Below are 24564 nucleotides of genomic sequence, written 5' to 3'. Positions count from 1 at the left end.
CCCATTGTTATCTGCGTTGTGGGTATTCAGCCCAGGCGCACGACCTCGCCCGTCTCTGCGGATTGGATCATCGCGAGCGTGAGCTCCAGGGAACGAAGCGCATCCTCGCCGGATGCGATTGGACGGTCGGCTCCATCCAACCATTCAAGGACAGCGAGAAGCTGCTGACGCAGGTCGCCGCCAACGCGCCCAGCCATCGTTGGCCAATGCTGAGTGTCGATTTCGTGGGAACGCGCGTTATCGGCGAAGTAGAGGCCGCTATCGCCGCACTGGACTTCGAAAGAGCCTTCCGTGCCGATCATCTCCAATCGCGCGTCGATCATGTGCCGTGCGCCGGAAGGCAGGGACCAGGCACTTTCAAAATTGACGACCGTCCCATCGGAGAAACGTACGATGGCCGCGATGGAATCCTGGGTTCCGATCGAACCGAGCAACCTGTCTGTCTGCTGGGCATAGACCGATACCGGTACTTGGCCCGAAAGCATCCAAAGTACGAGATCAACGTCGTGAACGGTCACGTGCAAGGCCAGGGGAAGCTTGCCTGCATATCGCTTCGGCCCTTCTGTCCGGGCGCTGTTGCGGCGGGCATAGAGATGGATCGGCGCCCCGATCTTGCCCTCTGCGGTCAATTCCTTGGCGCGGGCGTAACGCGGATCGAACCGCAGCAGATAGCCAACGCCCAGCTTCACGCCGGATTTGCGGACGGCCGCGATGATGGCCTTGGCATCCTCGACGCTCGAAGCGATCGGCTTCTCGATGAAAAGATTTACCCCCTTACTCGCCACGGCCTCGGCAGGTGCTTTGTGCAGGTTGTCCGGAGTGCAAATGCTCACGAGGTCGAGCCGCTCCTTCGACAGCAGCTCGTCATGGCTTGCGTAAATCGCAACGCCGCCACAACGGGCTGCAACGCCTTTCGCGAGCTCAAGGTTTGGATCGACAATCGCCGCCAGTTCGCAGTTGGGCGCACTGGAAAAGATGGACGCATGCATGGATCCCATGAACCCAGCACCGATGATTGCGACACGCCGCGTCATGACAAAGCCTTTCTCTGACCTGGGGCGGCGCCGGCTCGTGCGGCGATGCCCTGTGTGAAACGTTGCGTGATCATGGTTGGGCGCGTGATTGCGCTGCCGACCACAATGAAGCTTGCGCCAAGATCAAAACACCTCAGCGCTTCCTCGATGGTCCACACGCGTCCCTCTGCCGCAAAGGGGAGTCCCGCCTGCTGAAGCGCGCGCATGAGGTCGAAGTCGGGACCTGCGTCACCGCGGGAATAGCTCGTGTAGCCTGCCATGGTGGTGCTCACGACGTCAGCGCCGGAGGCCAGTGCGAACCTGGCTTCATCGACGGTGCTGATATCGGCCATGGCGAGCCGGCCCTGCTCGTGAACCGCACGGACCAGATCGGCGACATTGGCCGGGCGGGGCCGGTCGGTTGCGTCAAACGCAATGATATCTGCCCCCGCGTCAGCGATCTGATGAACATCGTCGAGCGAAGGGGTGATGTAGACTTCGGTGTTGGTGCGCTGCGCCTTGACCAGGCCAATAACCGGAACTTGAACCCGAGCCTTGATGGCGCGGATGTTCGCAATCCCCTCGGTGCGGATGGCGCTTGCTCCACCTGCCACGACCGACGCAGCTATTGCCGACAGATGCGCCGGTTCGGCCAGAGGCGAACCGGGATCGGCCTGACAAGAGACTACCAGCGTCCCATTCAGCTCTTGCAGAAGATCAGGCAATCTCCACTCCACATCGCCACCGCTTTCCTGATGGTCAATGCGTAGCGCATGATGAAGTTATTTGTCAATCAATCAAATATGGTGGAGTTTTTTTTCATAAATAAGTCGGCGACTCCTATCATGCCCGCATCCGCACCAGCCTGCGCGGTTACGATTGGCCGCCTGAAGGCAGCGGGAAACGCCTCGACATGCCTGCGGACGCGATCCGCAAATCCTCCTGCGAGCCCCACTCCGCCGCCAATTGCGACAAGGTCCAGATCAACCGTCGCAACCGTGTTCGCAAAAGCTTCAGCAAGCGCTGCCGCGGCATCCTCAAGGACCGCCTGTGCGGCGGCATCGCCTGCCGTTGCCGCATCAAACACTTCCGGAGCGGTAGCCTTTCGTCCAACCTTGTTGCTGTAGTTCAGCGCAATCGCAGTACCGGACGCTATCGTCTCGAGACACCCTTTGCGGCCGCAACCACATGCAGATCGACCGCTGAACACGCGCGTGTGTCCGATGTGCCCGGCAAGGCCGTTGGCACCGACTTGCAAGTGACCTTCCAGCACCACGCCGCCGCCTACGCCTGTGGACACGGTGATGAACATGAAGTTCCGGCATCCTCGACCGGCACCGTAGCTGTATTCCCCCCAGGCAGCGGCCTGTGCATCGTTGACGACCAGCGGGACAAGACCGGTGGCCGCCTCCAGGCGAGCTGCGAGCGGATAGTTATCCTCGATCGGCAAGGTGATCGGATTGAGAGCAGTTATCTTGCCGTCGGAGACGATGCCTGTGGTAGCGAGCGCAATTGCGTCGCATTTGAAGCCCGCAAGTTCGGTGACAATCGCGTCGACAAGAGCATCGCCTCCACCGGAGCGTGGAGTCGGAACCTGTCGACGATTGTCTATCCGGTCGCCGACAACCTCACCAAAAGCGATCTTGGTACCGCCAATGTCGATCGCCAGGACGGCCTCAGAACGATCGATCACTCACGCTCTCCGCAGTACGCTGAATCATGGTCAGCCTGTCGGGATCCTGGCGCACGATTTCAGCCAGCAGCGCATCGACGATCAACAACTGGCTGATCTTGGAAGGGAATGCGCCGCCTGTGAGCGGCGTTTCCGGCCAGGAGGCGATCAAGGTAAGATCACATTCTGCGGCCAGCGGGCTCTTGGAACGGTTGCTGATGCCGAGCACGAATGCACCGCGTGAGCGCGCAAGCCTGGCAACCCCAACCGCATCAACGGTTGAACCGGAGCTCGAGATGATCACATGGGCTGAACTGCCAGTGGCCGTGCCTGCAGCCATGGTGGCAAGATGCGCGTCGGCCAATGCTCTGGAGAGCATGCCGACACGAGACATCTTGTAGGCCAGATACTGAGCCGTGACGGCCGAAGCCGCGACACCAAAACAATCGATCACGCGCGCGGCCAGCAGTCTCTGGGCTGCCTTGGTCACATCATCGCGCACGATCAGCTGTTCCGTTTCGCGCAACGCGACAACGGCCGTTTCCACCAGGCGCTGGATGTCGTCGGTGGGCTCCAGCCCTTCCTTCTCCCGTTGGTCTCCAGCAAGCTCTTTGGCAAGTGCAAGCTTGAAATCCTGAAACCCCGTGAAGCCTTGGTCCCGACAGAAGCGCATCACACTCGCCTCCGATGAACCGGAAACCTCCGCAAGCTCGGTGATGCTCTGGTAAAGGGTAGTCTGCGGTTGTGCGATGACCGTTTCGGCCACCTTGGCCAGTGCAGGCGTCATACCGCCAATCGCCGTGCGCAAACTGGCAATCAATGCGTGTTTCATCGTGGTCCCGATCCCGCTCTCAGAAGTGCTCCGCGACCCAAGGTTGGGGACCGCTGAAGACGAGATCGCACAATGACACGGCTTCGGGAGAACCAGATAGACGTCCACGGCGCGCCAGCTGCGTGGCAGAGCTGAATCCTGTGAAAAGGCTCGCAAAGAATGACCGTTCGACCACTATCGACGGCATTCCCGCCGACATCTGATTGCTTGCCGTCGTCTTCCCGGCGGAAAGCGAGAGGCCGATTTCGAGGTTCTCTCCGTCTGGATCTTCGATCCGTATTCCAAGCGACGCATCGCGCAGCAGATAGCCCCGGTGCTCCAGGGCTTTTTGCGGTTCCAGGATTCTGGCCAGCCACTCCTCCTGGTGCACAAGCCGCCACCCCTTGTCCGGCATGGCGGCGACGAGGTCATCTTGTGGGCCGCCGTGCCAGCGCGCCTTGGGGTAGACCGATCTGAAACGGCCAATGAAGCACAGCAGCGCCTCTGCCATGACCCCGTTCGACGCATACCAGTCCCGGACATGGAGGGTTTCGGAATCTGACGCGTCGACAAGCACGTATGCCAGGAGAGGACCGTCACGCATATCCCCTACCCCATACGCCGCGAGCGCATCGGCCGGTGTCCGCGTCAACTCCTTCCAATGCACTGCGGCTCGATCCAACAATCCAGCCTCATTGTTCTTCTTGTCGTTGTAGGCCCTCACGATCCGATCGTCGGTAAGCGCAATTGGAAAGAAGTCGACGGAAGTCCTGGCTGGCATGGCGGCGGTGTCTGCCTCATAGAGGATCTCACTCCCCGCAAGCTCAAATCCGGACTTTCGATAGACGGGGCGAGCTGATGCGAACAGCGACACCATAAGCGCGCCTTGCGAGCGGGCATCCTCGCAGAGCGCATCCACGAGCGGGCGAGCAAAGCCCTGGCCCCTTGCTTCGGGAGCAATGGCGACATGAGCAATGTTCGCAGCAGGAATGTCCACGCCGCCGAATGCGTGCGATGTGTTCAAAAGCGCTGCGCAGGCCAGCGCTGAGCCCGCGGAGTCTCGAACCATACGGAACGATTGCACCCCGGCATGGCTGACATATTCTCGCGCACGCTCATTGCTGAAGCCGAAAGCCATGGACAGCAAATGGCAAACTGTCTTCTCGTCAGCCTGGGAAGCAGGATCGTAGGAGACGTTTTTGGCGGAAATTTTCATTTAAACTCCAGAAATGAAGTTTTCCTTCATATCCGAGAGTCGAATTAACTTCAAGCGACCCTTGCCACGGGCGTCGAGGGCCTAGCCGCTGCTGGTGGACCCCTCGTGGCGAACCACCGGGCGGAAAATCAGTGAAATCCCTACTGGCTGACCAGTCCATACTCCAAATTCAGGCCGCTGCCTCGACACCATATCCAGCCATGGCCTTCAGCTCCAGGAAATCGCCAAGGCCAAACTCGCCATGCTCGCGACCGTTACCCGACTGCTTGAAGCCGCCGAAGGGAGCCGCCGGGTCCCAGGGAGCCTGGTTGATGTAGACGTTGCCCACACGAAGCTGTGCAGCGACACGCCTCGCCTGAACCAGGTCGCTCGATTGGACATAGGCGGCCAGACCGTAGACGGAATCGTTGGCGATGCGCACCGCCTCGTCCTCGTCTCCATAACCGATGATCGATAGCACCGGCCCGAATATCTCCTCCCGGGCGACCGTCATCCCCGGCGAAACGTGGGAAAAGACGGTCGGCCGCACGAAATAGCCCCTCTCCAGCCCCTCTGGCCGGCCCGGCCCGCCGGCCGTCAGTGCCGCACCCTCGGCAACGCCTGTCTCTATCAGCCTTTGTATGTGTTGGTACTGCGCGGCATTCACGACCGGACCGAGTTCGGTCTGCTCGGCATCAGGAGAACCCACCGAGACAGCATTCGCGGTCTCGGCCGCAATCCTTGCCGCCCGTTCCATCAGTTCGTGCGGCACCAGCATGCGCGTTGGCGCACTGCATGATTGACCGCAGTTCAGATAGCTGGCCTTCACGCCAAGGGCCACGTTGCGATCGAAATTCTCGTCATCGAAGATGATGTTGGCCGACTTGCCGCCGAGCTCCTGGTGGACACGCTTGATCGTATCGGCCGCCGACTTCGCAACGGCAACGCCGGCGCGGGTCGAGCCGGTGATGGACACCATGTCGACATCGGGATGGCGCGAGATCGCGTCCCCCACCTCGACGCCGTCGCCGTTGACGAGATTGAAGACTCCCGCTGGAACGCCCGCTGCATGCACCATCTCGGCAAAGCGCAGCGAGGAGAGTGGCGAATATTCACTCGGCTTGACCACCATGGTGCAACCGGCAGCCAGTGCCGGCGCGACCTTCACCACAAGCTGGTTCATCGGCCAATTCCACGGCGTGATCAGACCGCAAACGCCGATGGGCTCGCGCGTCAGCAGTGTTTCACCGCGTTGCTCGGTGAAAACGAAGCGCTTCAGCACATCGATCGCAGTGGCGAGATGGGCTCTGCCCAACGCGATCTGCGCACCGCGCGAAAAGCTGCTCGCGACCCCCATCTCCAAGGACATGAGCGCCGCGATCTCGTCGCTGCCTTCGTCATACAGCTCAAGCAGACGGGAAAGATAACCGAGGCGCTCTTCCCTTGAGGTGCGTGAATAAGATGGAAAGGCGCGCTTTGCCGCCTCGACAGCCCGATCCACGTCCTGCGCCGCGCCCATGGCGATCGTAGCCACAATGGACTCGGTCGCCGGATTGATGACGTCAAAAGTCTTTGGCCGGCTCGGCGCCACCCAGTTTCCGTCGATGTAGAATTCCATTTCGCGAGCCATGCATTCTCCTTCCGGAACCTGCGAGATTCCGGCTTGTCAGGCTGGGAGTGTGGAGGATCGGCCTGCGGCCGTCGCTCAGTGGTAGTAGATACCGCCGTCGACGTTGAGCGCCTGACCGGTGACGAAGGCAGAGAGGTCGGAGGCAAAGAACAGGACAGGACCGATTATGTCCTCCGGCGCACCGAGCCGCTTGAGGGCAGCAACCTCTTCCCAGTGCCGGATGGCGGCTTCGCTGCCCAGATTATTCTTGCCCATTTCCGTCAGGATGATGCCGGGGCAGATCGCGTTGACGGTGACCCCGTCCATGCCGACCTCTTGCGCCAAAACGCGCGTGAGCGTGATCACGGTTGCCTTGGTCGCGGCATAGTGGCCTTGCGTCGGCACACCCTGGCGCCCGGCAATAGAGGCGATATTGATGACCCGCCCGGAGCGTTTGGCACGCATATGCGGCAGCACGGCCTGGCACATCATCAGCACACCCTTGGCGTTGATGTCGAAATGCGCGTCCCAGCTGGCTTCGTCGAGATCCTGGAGCAGGCTGGGTTTAAGAATGCCGGCGTTGTTGATCAGCACGTCGATGCCGCCCGCATCCTTCAGCAGCGATGCGACCGTCTCCTCGATCTCCGCCTTCTTGCTCACGTCCATCGTATAGAGATAGGCCTTGCGTCCTGCCGCCTCGACCTCTGCCTTGGTGACGTCAAGCTCGGCGGCCTGCGACGACAGGTCCGTGATTGCGACGTCGAATCCTGCATCGGCAAGCCCTTTGGCCAACGCCCTGCCGATGCCGCGGCTTGCTCCCGTAACGAGCGCCGTCTTTCCCTTTGCCTGCGCGAGAATGGTCATGCTGCTTCCACCTTTGAAGTCTTGACCGGCAGCGAATTCATCGCCGCGATCGTGTCGTCGAACGAAACGAGTTTGCCGTCGGAGCCCAGCCCCATGGCGACCTTGGCCGCGACGGCTGTGGCAAAGCGCGCCGATTGCTTGATGTCCCAGCCCTTGATGATGCCGACAATGATGCCGGCGGTGAAAGAATCGCCGCAGCCGGTCGTGTCGAAGACCTCGACGTCGAATGCAGGCAGATGGAAAGCCTCGCCGTGTTCGGGAGAAACATAAACGCCGCCCGCGCCGAGCGTCAGGATGCAGTTCTTCACGCCCTTCGCCTTGAAGAAGGCTGCGACACGCGCCGGATCGGTGTCATGGGCCATCTCGCCGGCCTCATCGATACTCGGCACGAAATAGTCGATGTAGGGCAGGCATGGCTCGACCAGCTTCACGGTCTCGGGTGTGGCCTGGATGAGGTCGAAGGTGGTGATCCGCCCAAGTTCCTTGGCGCGCTTGAGCAGGCGCACGGTCGGCTCGCCGTCGAAGCTTTTCAGCAGTCCCGTGCCTCCAACGTGGACAACGGTCGCATCGAGTGCTGCCTCGATGTCCTCCTCGGCCACGCTAAACACGGCGGCCGTTCCAGGCACATGCAGCGCCGGCCGCTCGCCATTCGGCCGTACGGGCAGGATGGTCGAAGAGGTCTGAACACTACCGTCGCGACGCACCAGGCCGCAGTCCAGTCCGTACTTCTTCAGCTTGGCGACAAACCAGTCGCCCATGTCGTCGGTGCCTACGGTGGTCACAGCTTGCGTCTTGAGGCCGAGGATGGCGCAATCCATGCCGGTGGCGCCGGCGGTGCCGGCAACCGTCATGCGGATCTCCTCGATGTAGTCGGCACGGCCGCCTTCGGGAATGCGCGATACCGGCCGGCCCAGAATGTCGAGCACGTAGAACCCGATGGAGCTGACGTCGAATTTTGGCATGGTCGAGAACCCTCTCGAATTCAGTGAATCATCAGTGTGAGGCGCGGCGCAGTCCGAAGCTCGCGGCAAGGACCAGGAAGACCAGCAGCCCGATGCCGACCTGCTGCCAGTAGAAATTCCAGCCGATCAGCAGCAGCCCGTTCTTCACGACCGCCAGCAGGAGGACGCCAAGCAGGGTGCCGGCCACGGAAGGCTTGCGCTCGCGGCTCAGTGTCGTGCCGATGAAGGTGGCACCGATCGCATCCAGCAGGAACGCATTGCCGGACAGCGGCACGTAGGACTTGACGGTGGCTGAAAGCAGGATGCCGGTGACGCCTGCAAGAAGGGCGCAGCCAATATAGACAAGCGAAAGTTCGCGCGGCACCCGGATGCCCGAATACCAGGCGACGCCCGGCTGCGCACCCATGGCCTGAACGTAACGGCCGAACACGGAGCGATGCAGCAGCAGGAAAACGGCAATGGCGCACAGGATCAGCACGATGACCGGTGAGGGAACACCGAACAATGCCGTGCGGGCGATCGCGTTGAACTGGTCGCCGGCGTAGCCGCTGGTGAGGTAGATCGGCTGGCCTCCGCTGGTGGCAAGTTGCTGCGTGCTTTGCCCGATGAACAGGACGCCTAGCGTGGCCAGGAACGGGCTGATCTTGAGCCGTGTGATCAAGATGGCGTTGAAGACGCCAACGACAAGGGCTGCGGCCAATCCGCCGCCGACACCGACGAAACCGGAGTAGCCGGCGGCCAGCAGCATGACGAAGATCATGCTGGCCATGTCGATCGAGACGCCGACCGACAGGTCGATGCCGCCCGAGGAGATGACGATGGTCAGCCCCAGCGCCACGATGGCCAGCATGACGACGTTGTTGACCAGGACGTTGAAGAGGTTCGTCGGTGTCAGAAAAGTCGGGCTGGCGGTCGCGAAGAAGATCACGATCGCACCGAAGGCAAGCAATATGCTGTATTTGGCCAGAAAGGCGCGAAGGGTCTGCCTGGCATTGTCGCTTGTGGAAACGCTCATCGGGAAGCCTCCGATCCGCGGGCAAAGGATGTGACGGCAACGACCAGCAGGATCAGCGCACCCTGCACGCCGTTGACCCAGTAGCTCGACACGTTGAGCAACTGGAAGCCGTTGGCCAGGAGGCCGATGAACAGGACGCTGAGCAGCGTGCCGCCGATCGTCGGCACGAAGCGACGGGAAAAGACAGTACCAAGCAGGGCTGCCGCCAGCACCGACAGCAGAAGTTCGCCCGAGCCGGGCGTGCTGGCCGAGAGCCGGGACACCGTGAGTATGCTCGCCACCGCCGCGCAGAACCCGCTCAGCACATAGGTGAAGGAGATGTAGAACGGAACATTGATGCCGGCAGCGCGCGCGGCTTCAGGGTGCCCACCGACGGCGAAGAGACGCAAGCCGAATGATGTGAAGTGAACGAAAGCGATCATGATCGTGGAAACGAGGGCCAGGGCCCACGCCAGGGCCGAGATGCCGAGGAAGCTGCCCGAAACCAGGAATGCCAGCAGCGGCGACGTGGCACCCACGACCGTGTTCTGCGTGAGCGTGAGTTCCATCCCGGCCGCCACGTTCAGAACCGCAAGCGTGGCAAGCAGCGGCAAGATGCCGAGGCCGACCACGGCAAGCGCATTCAGAGCGCCGATCGCCATACCGACCGCGATTGCGGCAAGAACAGCCGCGAAATCCCCGTAGCCCATTGAAAGGAGCGTCGCATAGACGGCCGCGCACAATCCCATATTGGCCGCGATCGAAAGATCGATGCCACCTTCGGTCACGTCCGAGCCGCCGCCGATGATGACCATGGTCATGCCGTAAGCCAGCACGCCGAGGATCGCCGACTGCTCGACGACGTTGATGAGGTTGAATGTCGAAGTAAAGCCTGGAGCGAAGACAACGAAATACAGCATGATCGCTGCGAACGCGGCTATGGCCCCGAGGCGCACGACGATAGTGCCCAGGCGACGGCTCGCATTCCTCGCAGCCGCCTGCTTTTCATCGGACGCGCCGATTTCGGTATGAAGGGTTGTCGCACTCATGCTGCAACTCCTGCGGCAATGGAACGAGCGCCGGACGACGCTGCCAGAAGCATGTCGCTGTTCATGTCCGGGCCGGAGAAGGTGCCGGCAAGCTCACCGCGATAGACCACCAGAACGCGGTCGCAGATGCCGACCAGCTCGAGAAGATCCGACGACAGCATCAGGACTGCGGCCCCCTCGCCCGCCAGCCGGTTGAGCAGGTTGTAGATTTCCACCTTCGCGCCGACATCGACAGCCACCGTCGGCTCGTCCAGGACATAGACGCGCGATTGGCAGCTCAGCCATTTGGCGATCGCCACCTTCTGCTGATTGCCGCCGGAAAGCTCCCGCACCAGCGCATCGCGGGTCGGCGTCTTGATTGAGAGCTCCTTGATAAGACCGTCGACAGCCTGATTTTCGGTGTCGCGGCTGACGAACCCGCCTCGGGAATAGCGGTCGAGACTGGCCAGAGAAATGTTCTCGCGCACCGTCAGGCCAAGCGCGACACCGTGCGCGCGCCGATCTTCCGGCAGCATGGCGATACCGTCACGCACCGCATGCACCGGCGAGGACAAGGAGAGCTGGCGGCCTTCGACCATGATGGAACCGCCATCCGCTTTCTCCAGACCGAACAGGCACTGGACGAGCTCCTTGGCGCCGGAGCCCAACAGACCGGTAAGACCGACGATCTCGCCTGAGCGCACATCGAAGCTGATGTCCTCGAAACTGCCGCCGAGCCGCAGCTTCGAGACTTCGAGAACGGGAGCGCCGATCGAGACCGAGCGCTTCGGAAACATCTCGCCGACATCGCGGGCGATCATCATGGAGATGATCTTATCGATCGAGGTTTCGCGCGGATCGACCGTGCTGACGTCGGTACCGTTGCGCATGACGGTCACGCGGTCGCAGAGCTGTTCGATCTCCTGCATGTAGTGCGAGATGAAGACGACCGCGATGCCATCGTCGCGGAGGCGGCGCAGCACGGCAAAGAGGCTGTCGACCTCGCGCTTGACCAAAGCGGCGGTCGGCTCGTCCAACACCAGCACGGATGCCTTCTGGGCGAGCGCACGCGTGATCTGCACGACCTTCTGCTGCGCGGTGGTCAAATCCTTGACGAGAGTGCCTGCCGGCAGCTCCATGTCGAAGAAGCGTTTCAACAGATCCGCTGCCCTGCGCTCCATCGCCCTGCGGCTGACGAAGGGGCCGACACCCAGCTCGTTTCCAAGAAAGACGGCTTCACCAACCGTGGCCGTTGGCACGAGCAGGCGATCCTGGTGGATGAAGTGCACACCGAGCTTTTCCACCGAGGCCGGTGTCAACGTGCCCACCGTCTGGCCGTTGATCACAATAGTTCCGCTGTCCGGCTTCACGATGCCGGCGAGCACCTTGATAATGGTCGACTTTCCCGCGCCGTTCTGTCCAACCAGGCCGAGTATCGAACCGCGCGTGATCTCGAGGTTCGCGTCTTCCAGCGCGCGTACCGCGCCGAACTGCTTCGATACGCCTGTCATGGACACAGCAATTTCTTGCTTTGCTGGTTGCATGGCCGTCATCCCGGTCTTGAGAAAGCCATGCCGCACGAGCGGCATGGCTCTTGTTGATAGCTTACTTCACGCCTGCCTTTTCAGCAGCCGCGAGGAAAGGCTTGCCCGTCTCGGCAGCGTTTTCCTTGTTGATCAGCACAGCCGGGACGAATGTGAAGGGCGGAACCTTCTGACCGGCCAAGTGCTTGGCGACATTGTCGACGGAAGTCTGGCCGATTTCATAGGGCTGCTGGGCGGCCACCGCGCCGGCTGCCGACTTCGGATCCATCACCATCTTGATGACCTCCGGGCTGCCATCGATGCCGTAGGTCTTGACCTCTGTGCGTCCGGCTGCCTCGACGGCCTGTGTCGCGCCGATCTGCGGCACGTCCCAGCACGCCCACACCGCTCCGATCGAGCCCTTTTCAGGGGACTTGGTCAGCATGTCGGTGATGTTGGAATAGGCGCTCTGGACCGTGTTCGGAATGACGTCGCGCAGTTCGGGCTCGACGATCTTCACTTCAGGGAAGGACGCCAGCACGTATTTGAGCTGGTCGTAGCGGATCTTGCACACCGGCACGCTGTAGAAGCCATTGAACACCAGGACGTTGCCCTTGCCCCCCATGTCGGCGACCATCTGCAACGCGATCTCGGCACCGATGTTATAGTTGTTGGAGGTGGTGTTGTTGATGGCGTGCGGCGTGGCCGTATCGACCGTGAAAAGCGGAATGCCGGCATCGCGGATCTTCTGCAGCCAGGGGTTCAGCACCTCGAGGTTGCCGAGCTGCTCGATGATCGCATCAGGCTTCTGGGCGATCAGGGTCTGGAGTTGGGCGATCTGCTGCTGGTCCTTGCGGCCGGCGTCGAGTGCGATGACTTCGCCGCCCAGTTCCTTGACGCGATCCTGAATGCCACGAAACGCCATCAGATCCCAGTAGTGATCGGTGCCGATCGCCGAAACGCCGATCCGCTTGCCCTTGAGTGACAGTTCCTCCGCCACCGCGCCCGACACGCTGGTCAGACTGCACGCGAGCGCCAATCCCAGCGCGAGCGCTTTGACGTTTCCCTTTGTCGACTTGCTCATTCCTGATTACCTCCCTTGTTGTTCGCTTCAGAATTTTCTCTGAAGGGTTTGCCGGCGAATTCGCCGGCATTCTGTCAGCCGCTTACGCGGCGTCAGCCTTGTCGCGATGGCCATAGGTGGCCATGCGTTTGATGACGTTCTCGATCTCCTCCTCGGAAAGCAGCGGCGGCTCGCCGATCTGAAGGCAGCCGTGGTATTGCCGCGCCAACGCTTCGACTTCGACCGCCAGCCACATCGCCTTGTCCAGGCTGGCGCCGGTGGCGATCATGCCATGATGTTCAAGCAGGCAGGCCTTGCGGTCCTGCAGCGCCTGCACGGCATTGGCCGAAAGCTCGGCGGTACCGAAGGTCGCGTAAGGGGCACAGCGTATGTCGCTGCCGCCTGCCACCGCGATCATGTAGTGGATCGCGGGGATCTTCTTTCCCATGATCGCGATCGTCGTGCAGTAGTTGGGATGCGCATGGACGACCGCGTTCACTTCAGGACGGGCCTTGAAGATATCGAGGTGGAAACGCCATTCGCTCGACGGCTGCAGCCGGCCGTCGACCACCCCGTCCCAGGCCATGAAAACGATATCCTCCGGCGCAAGCTGTTCGTAGGGCGTGCTGGTCGGCGAAATCAACATGCCGTCTTCGTGGCGCAGGCTGACATTGCCCGACGTGCCCTGATTTATGCCGAGCGCATTCATCTTGAGGCAGGCGTCGATGATGGCCTGGCGCTGCTCGGTTTCCGTAGCGGTCATGTGATCTTCCAATTTTTGTTGCCCGTCACCAGGCCGTGTAGCCGCCGTCGATCGAAAGGATCGCACCCGTCACATAGCTGGATGCCGGTGACGCGAGGAACAGAACGGCTGAGGCGATCTCCTGCGGTTCGCCGAGGCGGCCCATCGGCGTCATGTCCAGCCAGACATTGAAGAGCTCTGGCCGCTCGCGCATCTTCAGCGTCATATCCGTGCCCACATAGCCGGGAGCCAGCGCATTCACCCGCACGCCCGACTTCGCCCATTCGACCGCCAAGGCCTTGGTCATCATGTGCACGGCACCCTTGCTGACCATGTAGGACGGAGCGGTCTGCGGGCGGTTGACGATCAGGCCCGACATGGAGCCGAGATTGACGATCGAGCCCTTGCCCTGAGCGACCATGATCCGGCCGAAAGCGCGCGAGGCCCAATAGACACCGTTGACATTGACATCCATCACCAGGCGCCATTCTTCGTCGGGCGTGTCGAGTGCCGTGTTAAGGCGGGCTATGCCGGCGCTGTTGACCAGGATGTCGATGTGCCCGAAGCGTTCGGCAAGCTCGCCGGCCATCGCTTCGACAGCCTTGGCGTCGGTAACGTCGAGCTGGCGGCGATCGACGTGGCCGACGCCAGCGGATTTCAGTTTTTCGACCGCGACATCGAGGGCGTCAGAATTCAGGTCGAGCAGAACGACCTGGGCACCACAGGTGCCAAGCGCCATGGCGGCCTCGAACCCGATGCCGCTTGCGCCGCCAGTGACGACAGCCACCTCGCCCGCCAGGTCAAACTGCGATCGATAGTCCATGCAAACTCCTCCAGCAGATCGAAGCAGCACGCAGGCAAACACCTGCCATCGCCGCCGGAAGGCGACGCCGCAAACACATCGATCCTGAAAATCCTCCGGGCCGGCTCCTCCCGACCCACAATGGCGACGTTATATGAGCTTCAACGCCCCGTCAATCTGGTTATAACCAGAAAAGAAAAATATTCAGCAAGGATCAGGTTCGATCCAATCCGTTCACCGTCGAAGATGGCTGCTCGACCGCCATGTGTATCCTGGCGACGGAGGAGTTGTAGAAGGCTTCGTAGTATTCGAGCGCAGCGCCCTCGGCGTCATAGGCTACCGATTCAATGGCAATCAGCGGAGTGTTCACCGCCACGCCCATCTGCTCGGCTTCCTCCTTGGTCGGCAATGCCGCGCGCAACCAGCGGTCGGCACGTTTCACGGTCAGCCCGAACAATTCGCGGATCGTTCCGAAAACCGACTGGTTCTCGCCAAGGACATCCTCCAGGCCCGGCACCTTGTGGCCCGGCAGGCTGATGCGCGTCATGGTGATGGGCGCGCCGTCCGTCATGTAGATGCGGCTTATCCGCACGACGCTGCCACTCGCCGGAATGCCAAAGACGCTCGATTCCTTTTCGTTCGGCGGACAGCGGTAGATTTCCATCGTGCGGGTGGAGACCTTGTGGCCTTTCGCCGTCAGATCGTCGAACACGCCGAGGTTGGCGGTCATGAAGTCGACATGGTCCCGGGCTGCGGCGACGAACATGCCCTTGCGCGGCATCTTGATGATACGCCCCTCGCTGGACAGGGACCCGATTGCCGCACGCACGACAGGGCGCGATACGCCGAAGAAGTCGCAAAGCGCCTGTTCCGAGGGAATGCGCGAATTGGCGGCGAGCACGCCGGTGTTGATCGCCTCTTCGACCTGGTTGCGCAGTTGCACCCAGAGCGGAGCGGCCTCGTCTCGATCGAGATGAACCTTCGAGCCTATGGAACGGAAGGCTTCCGCGGCTGCGGCGTCCTCCTGATCGTAACGGGGCCGTCCACGCGTTCTGGTCATTTGTTCCATCGATCGTCAATCTTCTCGGGCAGCAAGTGACGCCGCGACTCGCGGCGGACCATTCTAGAGCAATTCCAGGAAAAGTGCGCTGCGGTTTTCCGTCCGGAATTGCGTAAAAACAAAGGGTTAGAGCGTTTCCACATTTCCGTGAAAAACGGAAACGCTCTAACGTAGGCCACCTGCCATTTTCACGCTCTCCGGCAACTTCCGCAACCCGAGCATGGCAACGGCACCCAGGACGGGTCCCGGCACAAGCAGCAGGAAGGCCCAGCGCCAGCCACCGATCCACTCCACGAAATGCGGAACGATCCAGATCGCCACGACCGTGAGTGCAAAACCCAGACCAAGCTGAACGGAAAGAGCCGTGCCAACGAAGCGGCTGTCGCTGAGCTCGGTGACCGCGGCGGAGAACTGCGCTGAATCGCCGATCACCGAGATCCCCCAGATGACCGCCAGCAGCATGAAAAGCCACAAAGGTCCAGCGAACACGAAGCCGATCATCAAGGCACAGCCGCCCGAAACGACCATCATGCCGGCGGTCGTGGCCGTACGACCGATGCGATCCGACAGATAGCCCCCCAACAGACATCCAAAAATGCCGCAAGCGATCGCGATGAACGTCAGCAAGGACGCAAGCGTTGCCGCATCCGCGGCTTGCGCATCGAGGGCGGCGCGCGTGTAGGCGAGCAGCCACGCCCACATGGCATAGAGTTCCCACATATGCCCAAGGTAACCGAGATTGGCGAGCAGCAGAGAGCGGTCGCGAAAAACCTCTCCGATCCGCGAAGGCTCGAACACCGCCTTGCCGAAAGGATATGGGCCCTCTTTCGCAAACAGCAGGAAAAGCAGCGCGCCGACAGCTGTCGTCACGCTCGCCATCATGACCACCGGACGCCAGTCGAGGGCAGTCAGCACCGCGCGGAAAAGGTGCGGAAATGCAGAACCGATGGTCAGCGCACCTATGACCGCGCCGAGAGCCAATCCCCTGTCGCGCGTGAACCAGGTGGCAACCAGCTTCAACGCGGGCGGATAGACCCCGGCAAGTGCAAATCCGGTGACGACGCGCGCGATGACGACACCGGTCGGGCCAGGATCGAGCAGCAATATCGCATTGGCCGCTGCCGCTGCAGCCGCAGCAACTGCCATCAGGCGGTTCAGTCGCACCAGATCGGGCAGATTGACCAGGCTTGCCGTCAGCGCTCCGATCACGAAGCCGATCTGAACCCCGTTGGTCAGCCAGGCTTCGGCGCCCGCGCTCAAGGCAAGCTCCTGCTTCAGCTCGGGCAATATCGCCGTCGCCGAAAACCATGTCGTGAGCGAGAGCACGACCGCCAGGCAGAGCAGCGTCAGAACGCGCCAGCGGTTCCCGGCGTTCGCGGCCTCGCTTTGTGCCCCCGATGTCAAGGGCGTTGCAGCGGAACGGTGAAGACGGTGGCGGTGCCGGTCAGGCACAGCTCGCCCTTCTCATTGCGCACGCTGGTCTCGATCTTGCAGATCGGCTTGTCGGGGCGCACCTCCTTGATCTCGACGCGGCCGGTGATCTCTTCATCAACGCCGACCGCTTTCACGAATTTCCAGGCCACTTCCAGGAACACCGTTCCAGGCCCCGGTAAGTCTTCGGCAACGAGGGCATTCAGGATGCCGGAAGTGACGCCGCCCTGAACGATGAGTTTGCCGAACACCGAGCTCTCGGCCAGTTCGCGATCGTAGTGCAGGGGATTGCGATCGCCGGTCATCTCGGTGAAGGCCTCGATGTCGCCCATGCGCGTGCGGCGTTTGCGCTCTGCTAATGCGCCAACTGCCGGACGGCCTTTCACGACACCCGCCCAACCATCCTTGGTTTCGGTGCTCATCTTGTGTTTCTCCTCTGGTTCGGATCGATCTTGAAGGCCGGCAGCACGCGCCCGCCGATTTGCGTTGGCGCAAGCAACAACGGGTCACCCACTTCGGGTGCGCGAGCACCGGTCAGAATGAAGCTCAGCATCGTCGGCCCTTCGGCGAGCTCGACCAGGCCGACAAGGTAAGGGGCCGCAGGAACCCATCCGGCATGGCCGGGCTTGTAGACGAGTGAGAATGATTTCAATCGACCCTTGCCGGACGCATCGCGCCAGACAAGACGTCGGCTCCAGCAATGCGGGCATATCGGGCGCGGATAAAAGACCGCCTTGCCGCACTCCTCGCAGTGCTGGATACACAGCCGTCCCCTGGAAGCCGCATCCCAGAACGGCGCCGTCAGCGTGGTGATCGTCGGGCCTGCGATGTTCAGCGTGTCCAGATCCATCACGATGCTCCCAGCACCAGGGCTGTCGCCTCGCTCATCGTCGCGCCGTTGCCCGTCACCAGGGCCAGCCCCGCATCCTTGATTTGACGGGCGCCGGCCTCGCCACGCAATTGCCGGACGGCCTCGACGACATGCGTCATGCCGCCGGCAAGGTCGGGCTGGCCGAAGCCCAACTGGCCGCCATGGGTGTTCAGCGGCTTGTCGCCTTGATGAGAAAGATCGTGATCGCGCAGCCAGGAGCCGAATTGACCCGACGCGCAAAGGCCGGCGTCCTCGATCGTGGTGGCGACCATGATCGTATAGCAGTCATAAAGCGACAGCAGGTCCATCTCGCCGGCTGTCGTTCCAGATTGCGCGAAGGCCCGCGTCATGGCGCTCTTCAGCGGGCCGGAGGTGAGGCACGGCGCCTGGCTCACCGCCCGGTGCGTCACCTTCTCGCCAGCGCCGAGCAGATGCACCGGAGGTTTTGAAAGCGAGCGGACACGTTCGGCCGATACCACGACAACCGCCTCGCCGCCGGCGACCGGCATGACGATTTCAAGCAGGTGCAAGGGGGAAGCAATTATCGGCGAGGCCAGCACCTCTTCGACATCTGCGGGCTTGCCATGGAATATGGCGTCGGGGTTGAGCTGCGCGTTTGCTCTGGCTGCTGCGGCGATCGCCGCGAAGTCCTCCGCCCTCGATCTATAGCGGGCCATATGCGCCTGCATCAGCAGCGCATAGGAGATATTGGCGCCCGAGGCTCCGAACGGCACATCGAATTCGCGGATCGGATTGCGGTTGGGGGATCGGGGTGGGACTGCCTCGCGATTGTTGGCAAGCACGCACAGCACGGCTTCGCACATGCCCGCCTGAATGGCCGCCGCCGCGCGCCAGACCATGCCAGCGCCGGAAGCCCCGCCGAGATCGACCACATTGGCCATGGTCGGCATCAGGCCGAGATATTCAGCGATGGTTGCCGGAACATGCTGGGGCGTCTCGCCCACTTGCGGTCCAACCAGCAGCCCGTCGATCTGGCCGGGCTCCAATCCCGCGTCGAGTACCGCAAGGCGCGAGACCTCGGCGATCATTTCGAGTGTCGTCACACCGTTGGTGAGACGTTGCGGCTTCAGTTCTCCGATCCCGGCGATCACACCGTTGCTGCGTCTCATGCTGCCCTGCTCCGGTCGAGCGAGCGGTACTCATCCAGGCAGGCGGGATCGGCAAGCGAAGCCATGTTCTTGACAGGCTTGCCCTCGACCGTCAGGCGCGCCGCCCCCTCTACCCTTTTTCCGTTCAAGGTATAGGGAATGGCCTGGACGGCGTGGATGCGATGTGGCACGTGGCGTGGCGAAGCGTCCTCGCGGATACGACGGCGAAGCTGTACCGCAAGTTCGGGCGTCAGGGTGACGCCATCGCCCAGCTTCACGCAGAGCACGATCTCCTCGTCGCCCTCGACCGACACACCGAAAACCAGGCAGTCCTCGATCTCGGCGAAGGTCTCGCAGGCGGCGTAAATCTCCGCGATGCCGATACGCACCCCGCCGGGTTTCAGGGTGGTGTCTGAACGACCGTGAATGACGGCCGACCCATGCACCGTCATCTCGGCCACGTCGCCATGCGTCCAGATTTCAGGACGGGCTGCGAAATAGGTGGCGTGATAGCGTTCCCTGCCCCCTTCTCCCCAGAACGTCAGCGGCATCGAGGGGAACGGCTCCGTGCAGACCAGATCGCCCTGTCTGCCGATCAGGGGAGCATTGCGTTCGTCCATCACGCCAACGGCGAGACCGAGGCCCTTGGCGGTGAGTTCGCCCCGCCGTACGGCGTGGATCGGCGAACCAAGCATGAAGCAGCCTATGATTTCGGTACCACCCGAGATGGAGGCAAAGATCATATCGCTCTTCACATGGTCGTAGACCCAGTCGAACTGGTTGGGCGACACCGGCGCGCCTGCCGAAAGCAGCCATCGCAACGAGGGGAGATCGTGCCGTCGCGCCGGTGAATAGTTTTCGCCCGCAAGCGTCGACAGGTATTTCGGGCTGGTGCCGAAATGGGTGACACCGGCTTTCTCGGCCATCTTCCACAGCGGACTTGGATCAAGTCCGCCGGCAGTCTTGAGGATGGGGGCGCCGTCGTAGAGCAGCACCGCTGCGCCACAGGCGAGCCCAGAGATCAGCCAGTGGTACATCATCCATGCCGTGTTGGTGTACCAGCTCATGACGTCACCCGGCCGCGCGTCGCCGTGCAGCACGTGTTCCTTCAGGTGCTGAAGCAGCACGCCGCCACCGCTATGGACGATGGCCTTTGGCACTCCTGTGGTACCCGAGGTGTAGAGCACGTAGGCGGGATGGTTGAACGGCACACGCTCGAAGGACAGGGCAGCCTCGCTGCCGAAATCCTCGAAATTGACGGTTTCCACCCCGTTTTTCGGAGTTAGATGCCCCGCCCCGGTCAGCACGAGAGCGCGAACCGTCGGCATTGCGGCGGCGATCTCGATCAGCCTTTCGGCGATGTCATGTTCCTTGCCGGCATACCGATAGCGGGGTGCCACGAAAAGCACCTTCGCGCCGATCTGCCCCAGCCGATCGACGATCGCAGAAGCCCCGAAATCCGGTGAGCAGGACGACCAGATCGCTCCGATCGAGAGCGTGGCGAGCAATGCCACCAGCGCTTCGACCCGATTGGGAAGGATGCCGCCGACACAGTCTCCCTTGCCGATGCCAGCCGCGCGCAGGCCCGAGGCGGTCCTGGCGACAAGCCGGCACAGCTCGGAACGCGCGATGGTGCGGAAATGATCGCTCTCGTCGGTTTCCACGACCGCGGTCGAATCCGCAGCGCCTCGCAACAGGTTTTCAGCAAGGTTCACAGACGCGTCGGGAAAGAAGGAGCTGCCCGTCATCGGCGCTGTGTCGCTGCGTTCAAAGGAACGCCGGCCGGGATCGCCGACGACTTCCGTGAAATCCCACACGCCGCGCCAGAATGAACCGGGGTCTGCCACCGACCAGCGATGCAGCGTGTCGTAGTCATGTGGATCGAAACCGTTCAGGCGCGCGAAGCGCGCAAGATTCGACGTTTCGAACGCGGCCGAAGCCGGCGCCCAAAGCACAGACGACATGATTTTTCCTCCCGGAGCGCAGGCCGACTGACGCCGCCATCTTGCCTGCTGATTGCATCTAGATTATTGGTTATAACCAGAATGTCAAGCATCAACGGATCAGGATGCGATGCCTGTTTTGGGGAGGAGTTATGAGAGACGGAACCTATATCGTCGCGGCCAAACGCACCCCGATCGGCAAGCTCAATGGCGCCTTCTCAGGGTTGTCGGCAGCCGAGCTCGGCGGACAATTGCTGCAAGGGATGCTTGCCGAAATCCGACTCGATCCCGGTGCCGTCAGCGAGGTGATCATGGGTCAGGTGCTGATCGGCGGCGCCGGGCAGAACCCGGCTCGACAGGCTGCGCTCAGAGCGGGCCTGCCGGTCAGCGTGCCAGCCATGACCGTGAACAAGGTCTGCGGCGCCGGCCAGAAGTCGATCCATCTCGCCGCCCAGGCCATTCGTTGCGGCGATGCCGAGTGCGTTGTGGCCGGTGGGCAGGACTCGATGACGTCGGCGCCGCATTTCATTTCAGGCATGCGCGGCGGCGTCCACATGGGGGACCAGACAGTCAAGGATTCGATGATCACGGACGGGCTATGGGACGCCTTCCATCAGGTCCACATGGGTGTGACGGTCGAATCGCTGGCGCGGCGCTATCAGATCACGCGCGAGGAACAGGACCGTTTCGCCTTGCGCTCGCAGGAGAAAGCGGACGCAGCCATCCGGCATCGAAGATTCGACGACGAGATCATCCCTGTCTCGATCAAGACAAGGCAGGGCGAAGTCGTCGTGGACCGCGACGAGCATCCCAACCCCGCCACCACAATCGAGGGACTGGCCCGACTGAAGCCTGTTTTCGATCCGGAAGGCACGATCACGGCCGGCAATTCATCGGGCCTCAATGACGGTTCTGCCGCCGTGTTGGTGATGTCGGAAGCTCGGATGAACGAACTCGGGCTGAAGTCCCTCGCCCGCGTCGCTTCCTACGCTGCGGCCGGTGTCGAGCCGATGGATATGGGTCTGGGCCCGGTCGCCGCCTCGCGACTTGCGCTTGAGAAAGCCGGCTGGCGTTCATCCGATCTCGATGTGATGGAGATCAATGAAGCCTTCGCCGCGCAAGCCATCGCAGTCAATCGCGAGATGGGCTGGAACGAGAGCGTCATCAATATGAGCGGCGGCGCGATCGCACTCGGCCATCCGCTGGCCGGCTCCGGCTGCAGGATCGTCGTTACGCTGCTCCACGAGATGACCAGGCGTGGAGCCCGCAAAGGTCTGGCATCGCTGTGCATTGGTGGCGGCCAGGGCGTGGCTATCTGCCTGGAACGGTAAGAAAGCCGGCTGAGCCTAAGCCTCGCCGGATCGAGACACGGCAGCGAGATGGCGCGTCTCGGCCACTACATCGCGGCCGTGGAATAAGCGCGTCTCTGCAACTCGGACTGAACAGCGAGCTGAAGCGCGAAGATTTCCCTTCGGATCGCATCTTCGGCGACACCATCCGAGCGTAGCGTGGCGACGATGCCGGCCATGCGTTGCTGCCAGAACACGTTGGCGGCTGGACCGTGGACGTCTTCCAGATCATCAGTGATCGACCGGACCAGTGCCGCGCGCGAATGGAGTGGGAAGGGAATCAGTTCAGCCATGTCGAGCAAGATCGGTTCCGATGGTTTACCGATCGTGAATGGACTGGCTTGCGCTGAAACAAAAAAGATCTCCATTCCGCGCAACGGCTTTCCGTGATGCCGGTGGCAGGTGCCGACCATCCAGCCCAGGGCTTCGCAAATGTCTTTTTTCGATAAAGCGGTCAGGCGGGCTGCGCCTCCCCGGTTCGGTATGCGCTCCAGTGCCGGAGCACGACGGGAGCGACCAGAGCGAGGCCGAGCAGCGACGAATAAAGTTCGGGCGCCACCAGAAGAAGCGCGGCAAGCACCAGCAGCACATTCTCCCACGGCTTCGTGCGCACCAAAAGGTAGCGTGAGAGGGCGGCTCCCAAGCAGGTGATACCCAGTATGCAGCCGAAAAAGGCCAGGAAGAAATTCGGCCAGGTGAAGTCTTTTGTCACCAGAAGCAAGGACGGCGAAAAGACGAACACGAAAGGCACCAGTGCTTTACCAAGCCCCAGCCGGAAGGCGGTGTTGCCGGTCTTGAAAGGATCCGACCCCGCCATGCCTGCAGCCGCGTAGGCGGCAAGTGCCACTGGCGGGGTGATATCGGCCAGCAGCCCGTAATAGAATACAAAGAAATGGGCGACGATCGGCTCGACGCCGAGCATGACCAGCGCCGGAGCGGCTATGGTCACCATGATGATGTAATTCGCCGTGGTCGGAATACCGCAGCCCATAAGGATGCAAACGACACCCGTCATGATCAAGGTGAACAACAAGGTCAGGCCTTGCGCCGAGAAGATCATCTCGGGAATGAAGCTCCCGAATAGAAGTGACAGGTAGCCTGCGGTCGCGGTGACGATGTAGGACAGCTTGAAGCCTACGCCTGTCAGAGTGACAATGCCGACGACGATGCCGACGGTGGCTGCTGCAGCGCCGACCGCCAGTGCGTATTTGGCGCCATCGCGCAGACACACCACGATATCGGCGATGGACATGCGTCGACGCGGATTGAGCAAGCCGACGGCGATGCACATGGTGATGCCCCAGAAAGCCGCGAGATAGGGCGTATAGCCCGAAAGCAGGACCCCGATCAGGACGACAAGCGGGATGATCGTCGGCCAGTCGCGCTTCAGCGCCTCGACGACGTCGGGCATCTCGTCCGGCCGCAGCCCTCGCAAGCCGGTGCGCTTGGCCTCGAAATGCACCTGCATGAACACACCGAAGAAGTGCATGAAGGCCGGCACGATCGCCGCAAGGATGATGGTGGTGTAGGGCAGTTCGAGAAATTCGATCATGAGGAAGGCTGCGGCACCCATGATCGGTGGCGTGACCTGCCCGCCGGTGGAGGAAGCCGCTTCCACCGCCGCTGCGAAATGCTTCTTGTAGCCAAGACGGATCATGGCCGGAATGGTCAGCGAGCCGACGGTGACGGTGTTGGCCACCGACGATCCGGAAATCATGCCGAACAGAGCGGAGCCGAAGATCGACACCTTGGCGGGGCCGCCGGCGTAGCGGCCGGCAACCCATGCCGCGCAGTCGAGGAAGAGCTGACCGAGGCCGATGCGGGTGGCGAAGACACCAAACAGCACGAAGTGGAAAACGTAGGTGGCAACAACACCGAGCGCGATGCCATAGACGCCCTGCGTCGTCAGATAAAGGTGGTCGACGAGCTGGGAGACGGACGCACCCGGATGCACCAGGATGCTCGGCATGTACGGTCCGAACAGCGCATAGGCCATGAAGACGATCGCGATGATGGGCAGCGGAATGCCAACGGATCGCCGCGTCGCCTCCAGCAACAGCAGGATAAGGATTAGGCCGAGCACCACGTCAAGCGTCGTCGGATTGCCGACGCGGAAAGCGAGGTCGTCGAGGGGGATCAGCGGTACATGCATGACCGCGATCACGGCGGCGATCGCCAGAAGCCAGTCGAAAAGCGGTATGCCGAGTGGCCTCAGCAGGCTGGATTGCGCGGGTTGGTCATAACCCTTCTTCACCAGAGGAAAGACGAGGAAGACCAGCCCCAGGACCATCGACAGGTGGATGCCCCGATGCAGCATCTCCTGCAGCAAGCCGAAGCCGGCGGTGTAGTAGTGAAATAGCGATAGCGCCACCAGAAGGAAGCCGACGAACCAGCCGGCGACGGAAGTCAGGGGTCGGAAGCGGATCTCGGAATCGAATTTCTCCTCCAGCTCGCGCGCCTTCTCCTCATCGAACTCCATGCCGGAAAGTTTGATCCTGTCGCCGTCGTGGTCGCTCATATCCG

General features: G+C 61.9%; 23 protein-coding genes. 1 reads left to right on the top strand and 22 read right to left on the bottom strand.

Annotated elements, in window-relative coordinates:
• Positions 1-26 precede the first annotated feature (26 nt).
• The 20 genes from ACFWXH_RS08935 to ACFWXH_RS08840 form a co-directional block, all read right to left on the bottom strand.
• Positions 27-1034, bottom strand: a complete 1008-nt coding sequence (locus ACFWXH_RS08935) for a Gfo/Idh/MocA family protein (RefSeq protein WP_379119380.1) — start codon at positions 1032-1034, stop codon at positions 27-29.
• Entirely contained in the window at positions 1031-1738 is a 708-nt protein-coding gene (locus ACFWXH_RS08930; RefSeq protein ID WP_379119378.1) for an N-acetylmannosamine-6-phosphate 2-epimerase, read from the bottom strand. Before ACFWXH_RS08930 ends, ACFWXH_RS08935 begins: the two co-directional genes overlap by 4 nt.
• 68 nt (positions 1739-1806) lie before the next feature.
• Positions 1807-2706, bottom strand: coding sequence for an N-acetylmannosamine kinase (locus ACFWXH_RS08925; RefSeq protein ID WP_379119376.1), 900 nt, complete (start codon positions 2704-2706; stop codon positions 1807-1809).
• Positions 2690-3493, bottom strand: coding sequence for a MurR/RpiR family transcriptional regulator (locus ACFWXH_RS08920; protein WP_379119374.1), 804 nt, complete (start codon positions 3491-3493; stop codon positions 2690-2692). Before ACFWXH_RS08920 ends, ACFWXH_RS08925 begins: the two co-directional genes overlap by 17 nt.
• Positions 3494-3536: 43 nt before the next feature.
• Positions 3537-4712 carry an enhanced intracellular survival protein Eis gene (eis, locus tag ACFWXH_RS08915; RefSeq protein WP_379119372.1) on the bottom strand — a complete coding sequence of 392 codons (1176 nt, stop codon included), beginning with the start codon at positions 4710-4712 and terminating at the stop codon, positions 3537-3539.
• A gap of 169 nt (positions 4713-4881) precedes the next feature.
• Positions 4882-6321, bottom strand: a complete 1440-nt coding sequence (locus ACFWXH_RS08910; protein ID WP_379119370.1) for an aldehyde dehydrogenase family protein — start codon at positions 6319-6321, stop codon at positions 4882-4884.
• 75 nt (positions 6322-6396) lie between these two features.
• Entirely contained in the window at positions 6397-7164 is a 768-nt protein-coding gene (locus tag ACFWXH_RS08905) for an SDR family NAD(P)-dependent oxidoreductase (protein ID WP_379119368.1), read from the bottom strand.
• Positions 7161-8126 carry a carbohydrate kinase family protein gene (locus ACFWXH_RS08900; RefSeq protein ID WP_379119366.1) on the bottom strand — a complete coding sequence of 322 codons (966 nt, stop codon included), beginning with the start codon at positions 8124-8126 and terminating at the stop codon, positions 7161-7163. Before ACFWXH_RS08900 ends, ACFWXH_RS08905 begins: the two co-directional genes overlap by 4 nt.
• 31 nt (positions 8127-8157) lie before the next feature.
• Complete coding sequence (locus ACFWXH_RS08895; RefSeq protein ID WP_379119364.1) at positions 8158-9141, bottom strand: ABC transporter permease; 984 nt, start codon at positions 9139-9141, stop codon at positions 8158-8160.
• On the bottom strand, positions 9138-10169 hold the full coding sequence (locus ACFWXH_RS08890; RefSeq protein ID WP_379119362.1) for an ABC transporter permease: 1032 nt from the start codon (positions 10167-10169) through the stop codon (positions 9138-9140). The genes ACFWXH_RS08895 and ACFWXH_RS08890 overlap by 4 nt, the downstream gene beginning before the upstream one ends.
• Positions 10166-11659 carry a sugar ABC transporter ATP-binding protein gene (locus ACFWXH_RS08885; protein WP_379119360.1) on the bottom strand — a complete coding sequence of 498 codons (1494 nt, stop codon included), beginning with the start codon at positions 11657-11659 and terminating at the stop codon, positions 10166-10168. Before ACFWXH_RS08885 ends, ACFWXH_RS08890 begins: the two co-directional genes overlap by 4 nt.
• 94 nt (positions 11660-11753) lie before the next feature.
• Entirely contained in the window at positions 11754-12755 is a 1002-nt protein-coding gene (locus ACFWXH_RS08880) for a sugar ABC transporter substrate-binding protein (protein WP_379119358.1), read from the bottom strand.
• Between the two features lie 82 nt (positions 12756-12837).
• Positions 12838-13497, bottom strand: coding sequence for an L-fuculose-phosphate aldolase (locus ACFWXH_RS08875; protein ID WP_379119355.1), 660 nt, complete (start codon positions 13495-13497; stop codon positions 12838-12840).
• A gap of 25 nt (positions 13498-13522) precedes the next feature.
• The gene (locus ACFWXH_RS08870) at positions 13523-14299 is read right to left on the bottom strand and encodes an SDR family NAD(P)-dependent oxidoreductase (protein WP_379119353.1); all 777 of its coding nucleotides are present in this window, start codon (positions 14297-14299) and stop codon (positions 13523-13525) included.
• A 193-nt stretch (positions 14300-14492) separates the two neighbouring features.
• Positions 14493-15338 carry a GntR family transcriptional regulator gene (locus ACFWXH_RS08865; protein ID WP_379119351.1) on the bottom strand — a complete coding sequence of 282 codons (846 nt, stop codon included), beginning with the start codon at positions 15336-15338 and terminating at the stop codon, positions 14493-14495.
• Positions 15339-15503: 165 nt separating this feature from the next.
• Positions 15504-16742 carry a nitrate/nitrite transporter gene (locus ACFWXH_RS08860; protein ID WP_379119348.1) on the bottom strand — a complete coding sequence of 413 codons (1239 nt, stop codon included), beginning with the start codon at positions 16740-16742 and terminating at the stop codon, positions 15504-15506.
• Positions 16739-17191 (bottom strand): MaoC family dehydratase, encoded by a 453-nt coding sequence (locus tag ACFWXH_RS08855; RefSeq protein WP_379119346.1) that lies wholly within the window; start codon positions 17189-17191, stop codon positions 16739-16741. Before ACFWXH_RS08855 ends, ACFWXH_RS08860 begins: the two co-directional genes overlap by 4 nt.
• Positions 17188-17619: a Zn-ribbon domain-containing OB-fold protein gene (locus tag ACFWXH_RS08850; protein WP_379119344.1), complete on the bottom strand. Its 432-nt coding sequence runs from the start codon at positions 17617-17619 to the stop codon at positions 17188-17190. Before ACFWXH_RS08850 ends, ACFWXH_RS08855 begins: the two co-directional genes overlap by 4 nt.
• Positions 17619-18770, bottom strand: a complete 1152-nt coding sequence (locus ACFWXH_RS08845) for a thiolase family protein (RefSeq protein WP_379119342.1) — start codon at positions 18768-18770, stop codon at positions 17619-17621. The genes ACFWXH_RS08850 and ACFWXH_RS08845 overlap by 1 nt, the downstream gene beginning before the upstream one ends.
• On the bottom strand, positions 18767-20713 hold the full coding sequence (locus ACFWXH_RS08840; RefSeq protein WP_379119340.1) for an acetoacetate--CoA ligase: 1947 nt from the start codon (positions 20711-20713) through the stop codon (positions 18767-18769). The genes ACFWXH_RS08845 and ACFWXH_RS08840 overlap by 4 nt, the downstream gene beginning before the upstream one ends.
• Before the next feature lie 131 nt (positions 20714-20844).
• Between ACFWXH_RS08840 and ACFWXH_RS08835 the strand changes: the two genes are divergently transcribed.
• Positions 20845-22023, top strand: coding sequence for an acetyl-CoA C-acetyltransferase (locus tag ACFWXH_RS08835; RefSeq protein ID WP_379119338.1), 1179 nt, complete (start codon positions 20845-20847; stop codon positions 22021-22023).
• Positions 22024-22088: 65 nt separating this feature from the next.
• Here the strand turns inward: ACFWXH_RS08835 and ACFWXH_RS08830 are convergent, their stop codons facing one another.
• Both ACFWXH_RS08830 and ACFWXH_RS08825 read right to left on the bottom strand, forming a co-directional pair.
• Positions 22089-22454, bottom strand: coding sequence for a DUF6074 family protein (locus tag ACFWXH_RS08830; RefSeq protein ID WP_379119337.1), 366 nt, complete (start codon positions 22452-22454; stop codon positions 22089-22091).
• Between the two features lie 41 nt (positions 22455-22495).
• Positions 22496-24559 (bottom strand): TRAP transporter permease, encoded by a 2064-nt coding sequence (locus ACFWXH_RS08825; protein WP_379119335.1) that lies wholly within the window; start codon positions 24557-24559, stop codon positions 22496-22498.
• Positions 24560-24564: the final 5 nt, after the last annotated feature.

The sequence above is a fragment of the Mesorhizobium sp. NPDC059054 genome (genome assembly GCF_042739215.1).
GTDB lineage: Bacteria > Pseudomonadota > Alphaproteobacteria > Rhizobiales > Rhizobiaceae > Mesorhizobium.
The sequence above is the reverse complement of the archived record's forward strand: the minus strand, read 5'-3'. Positions and strand labels throughout refer to the sequence as shown.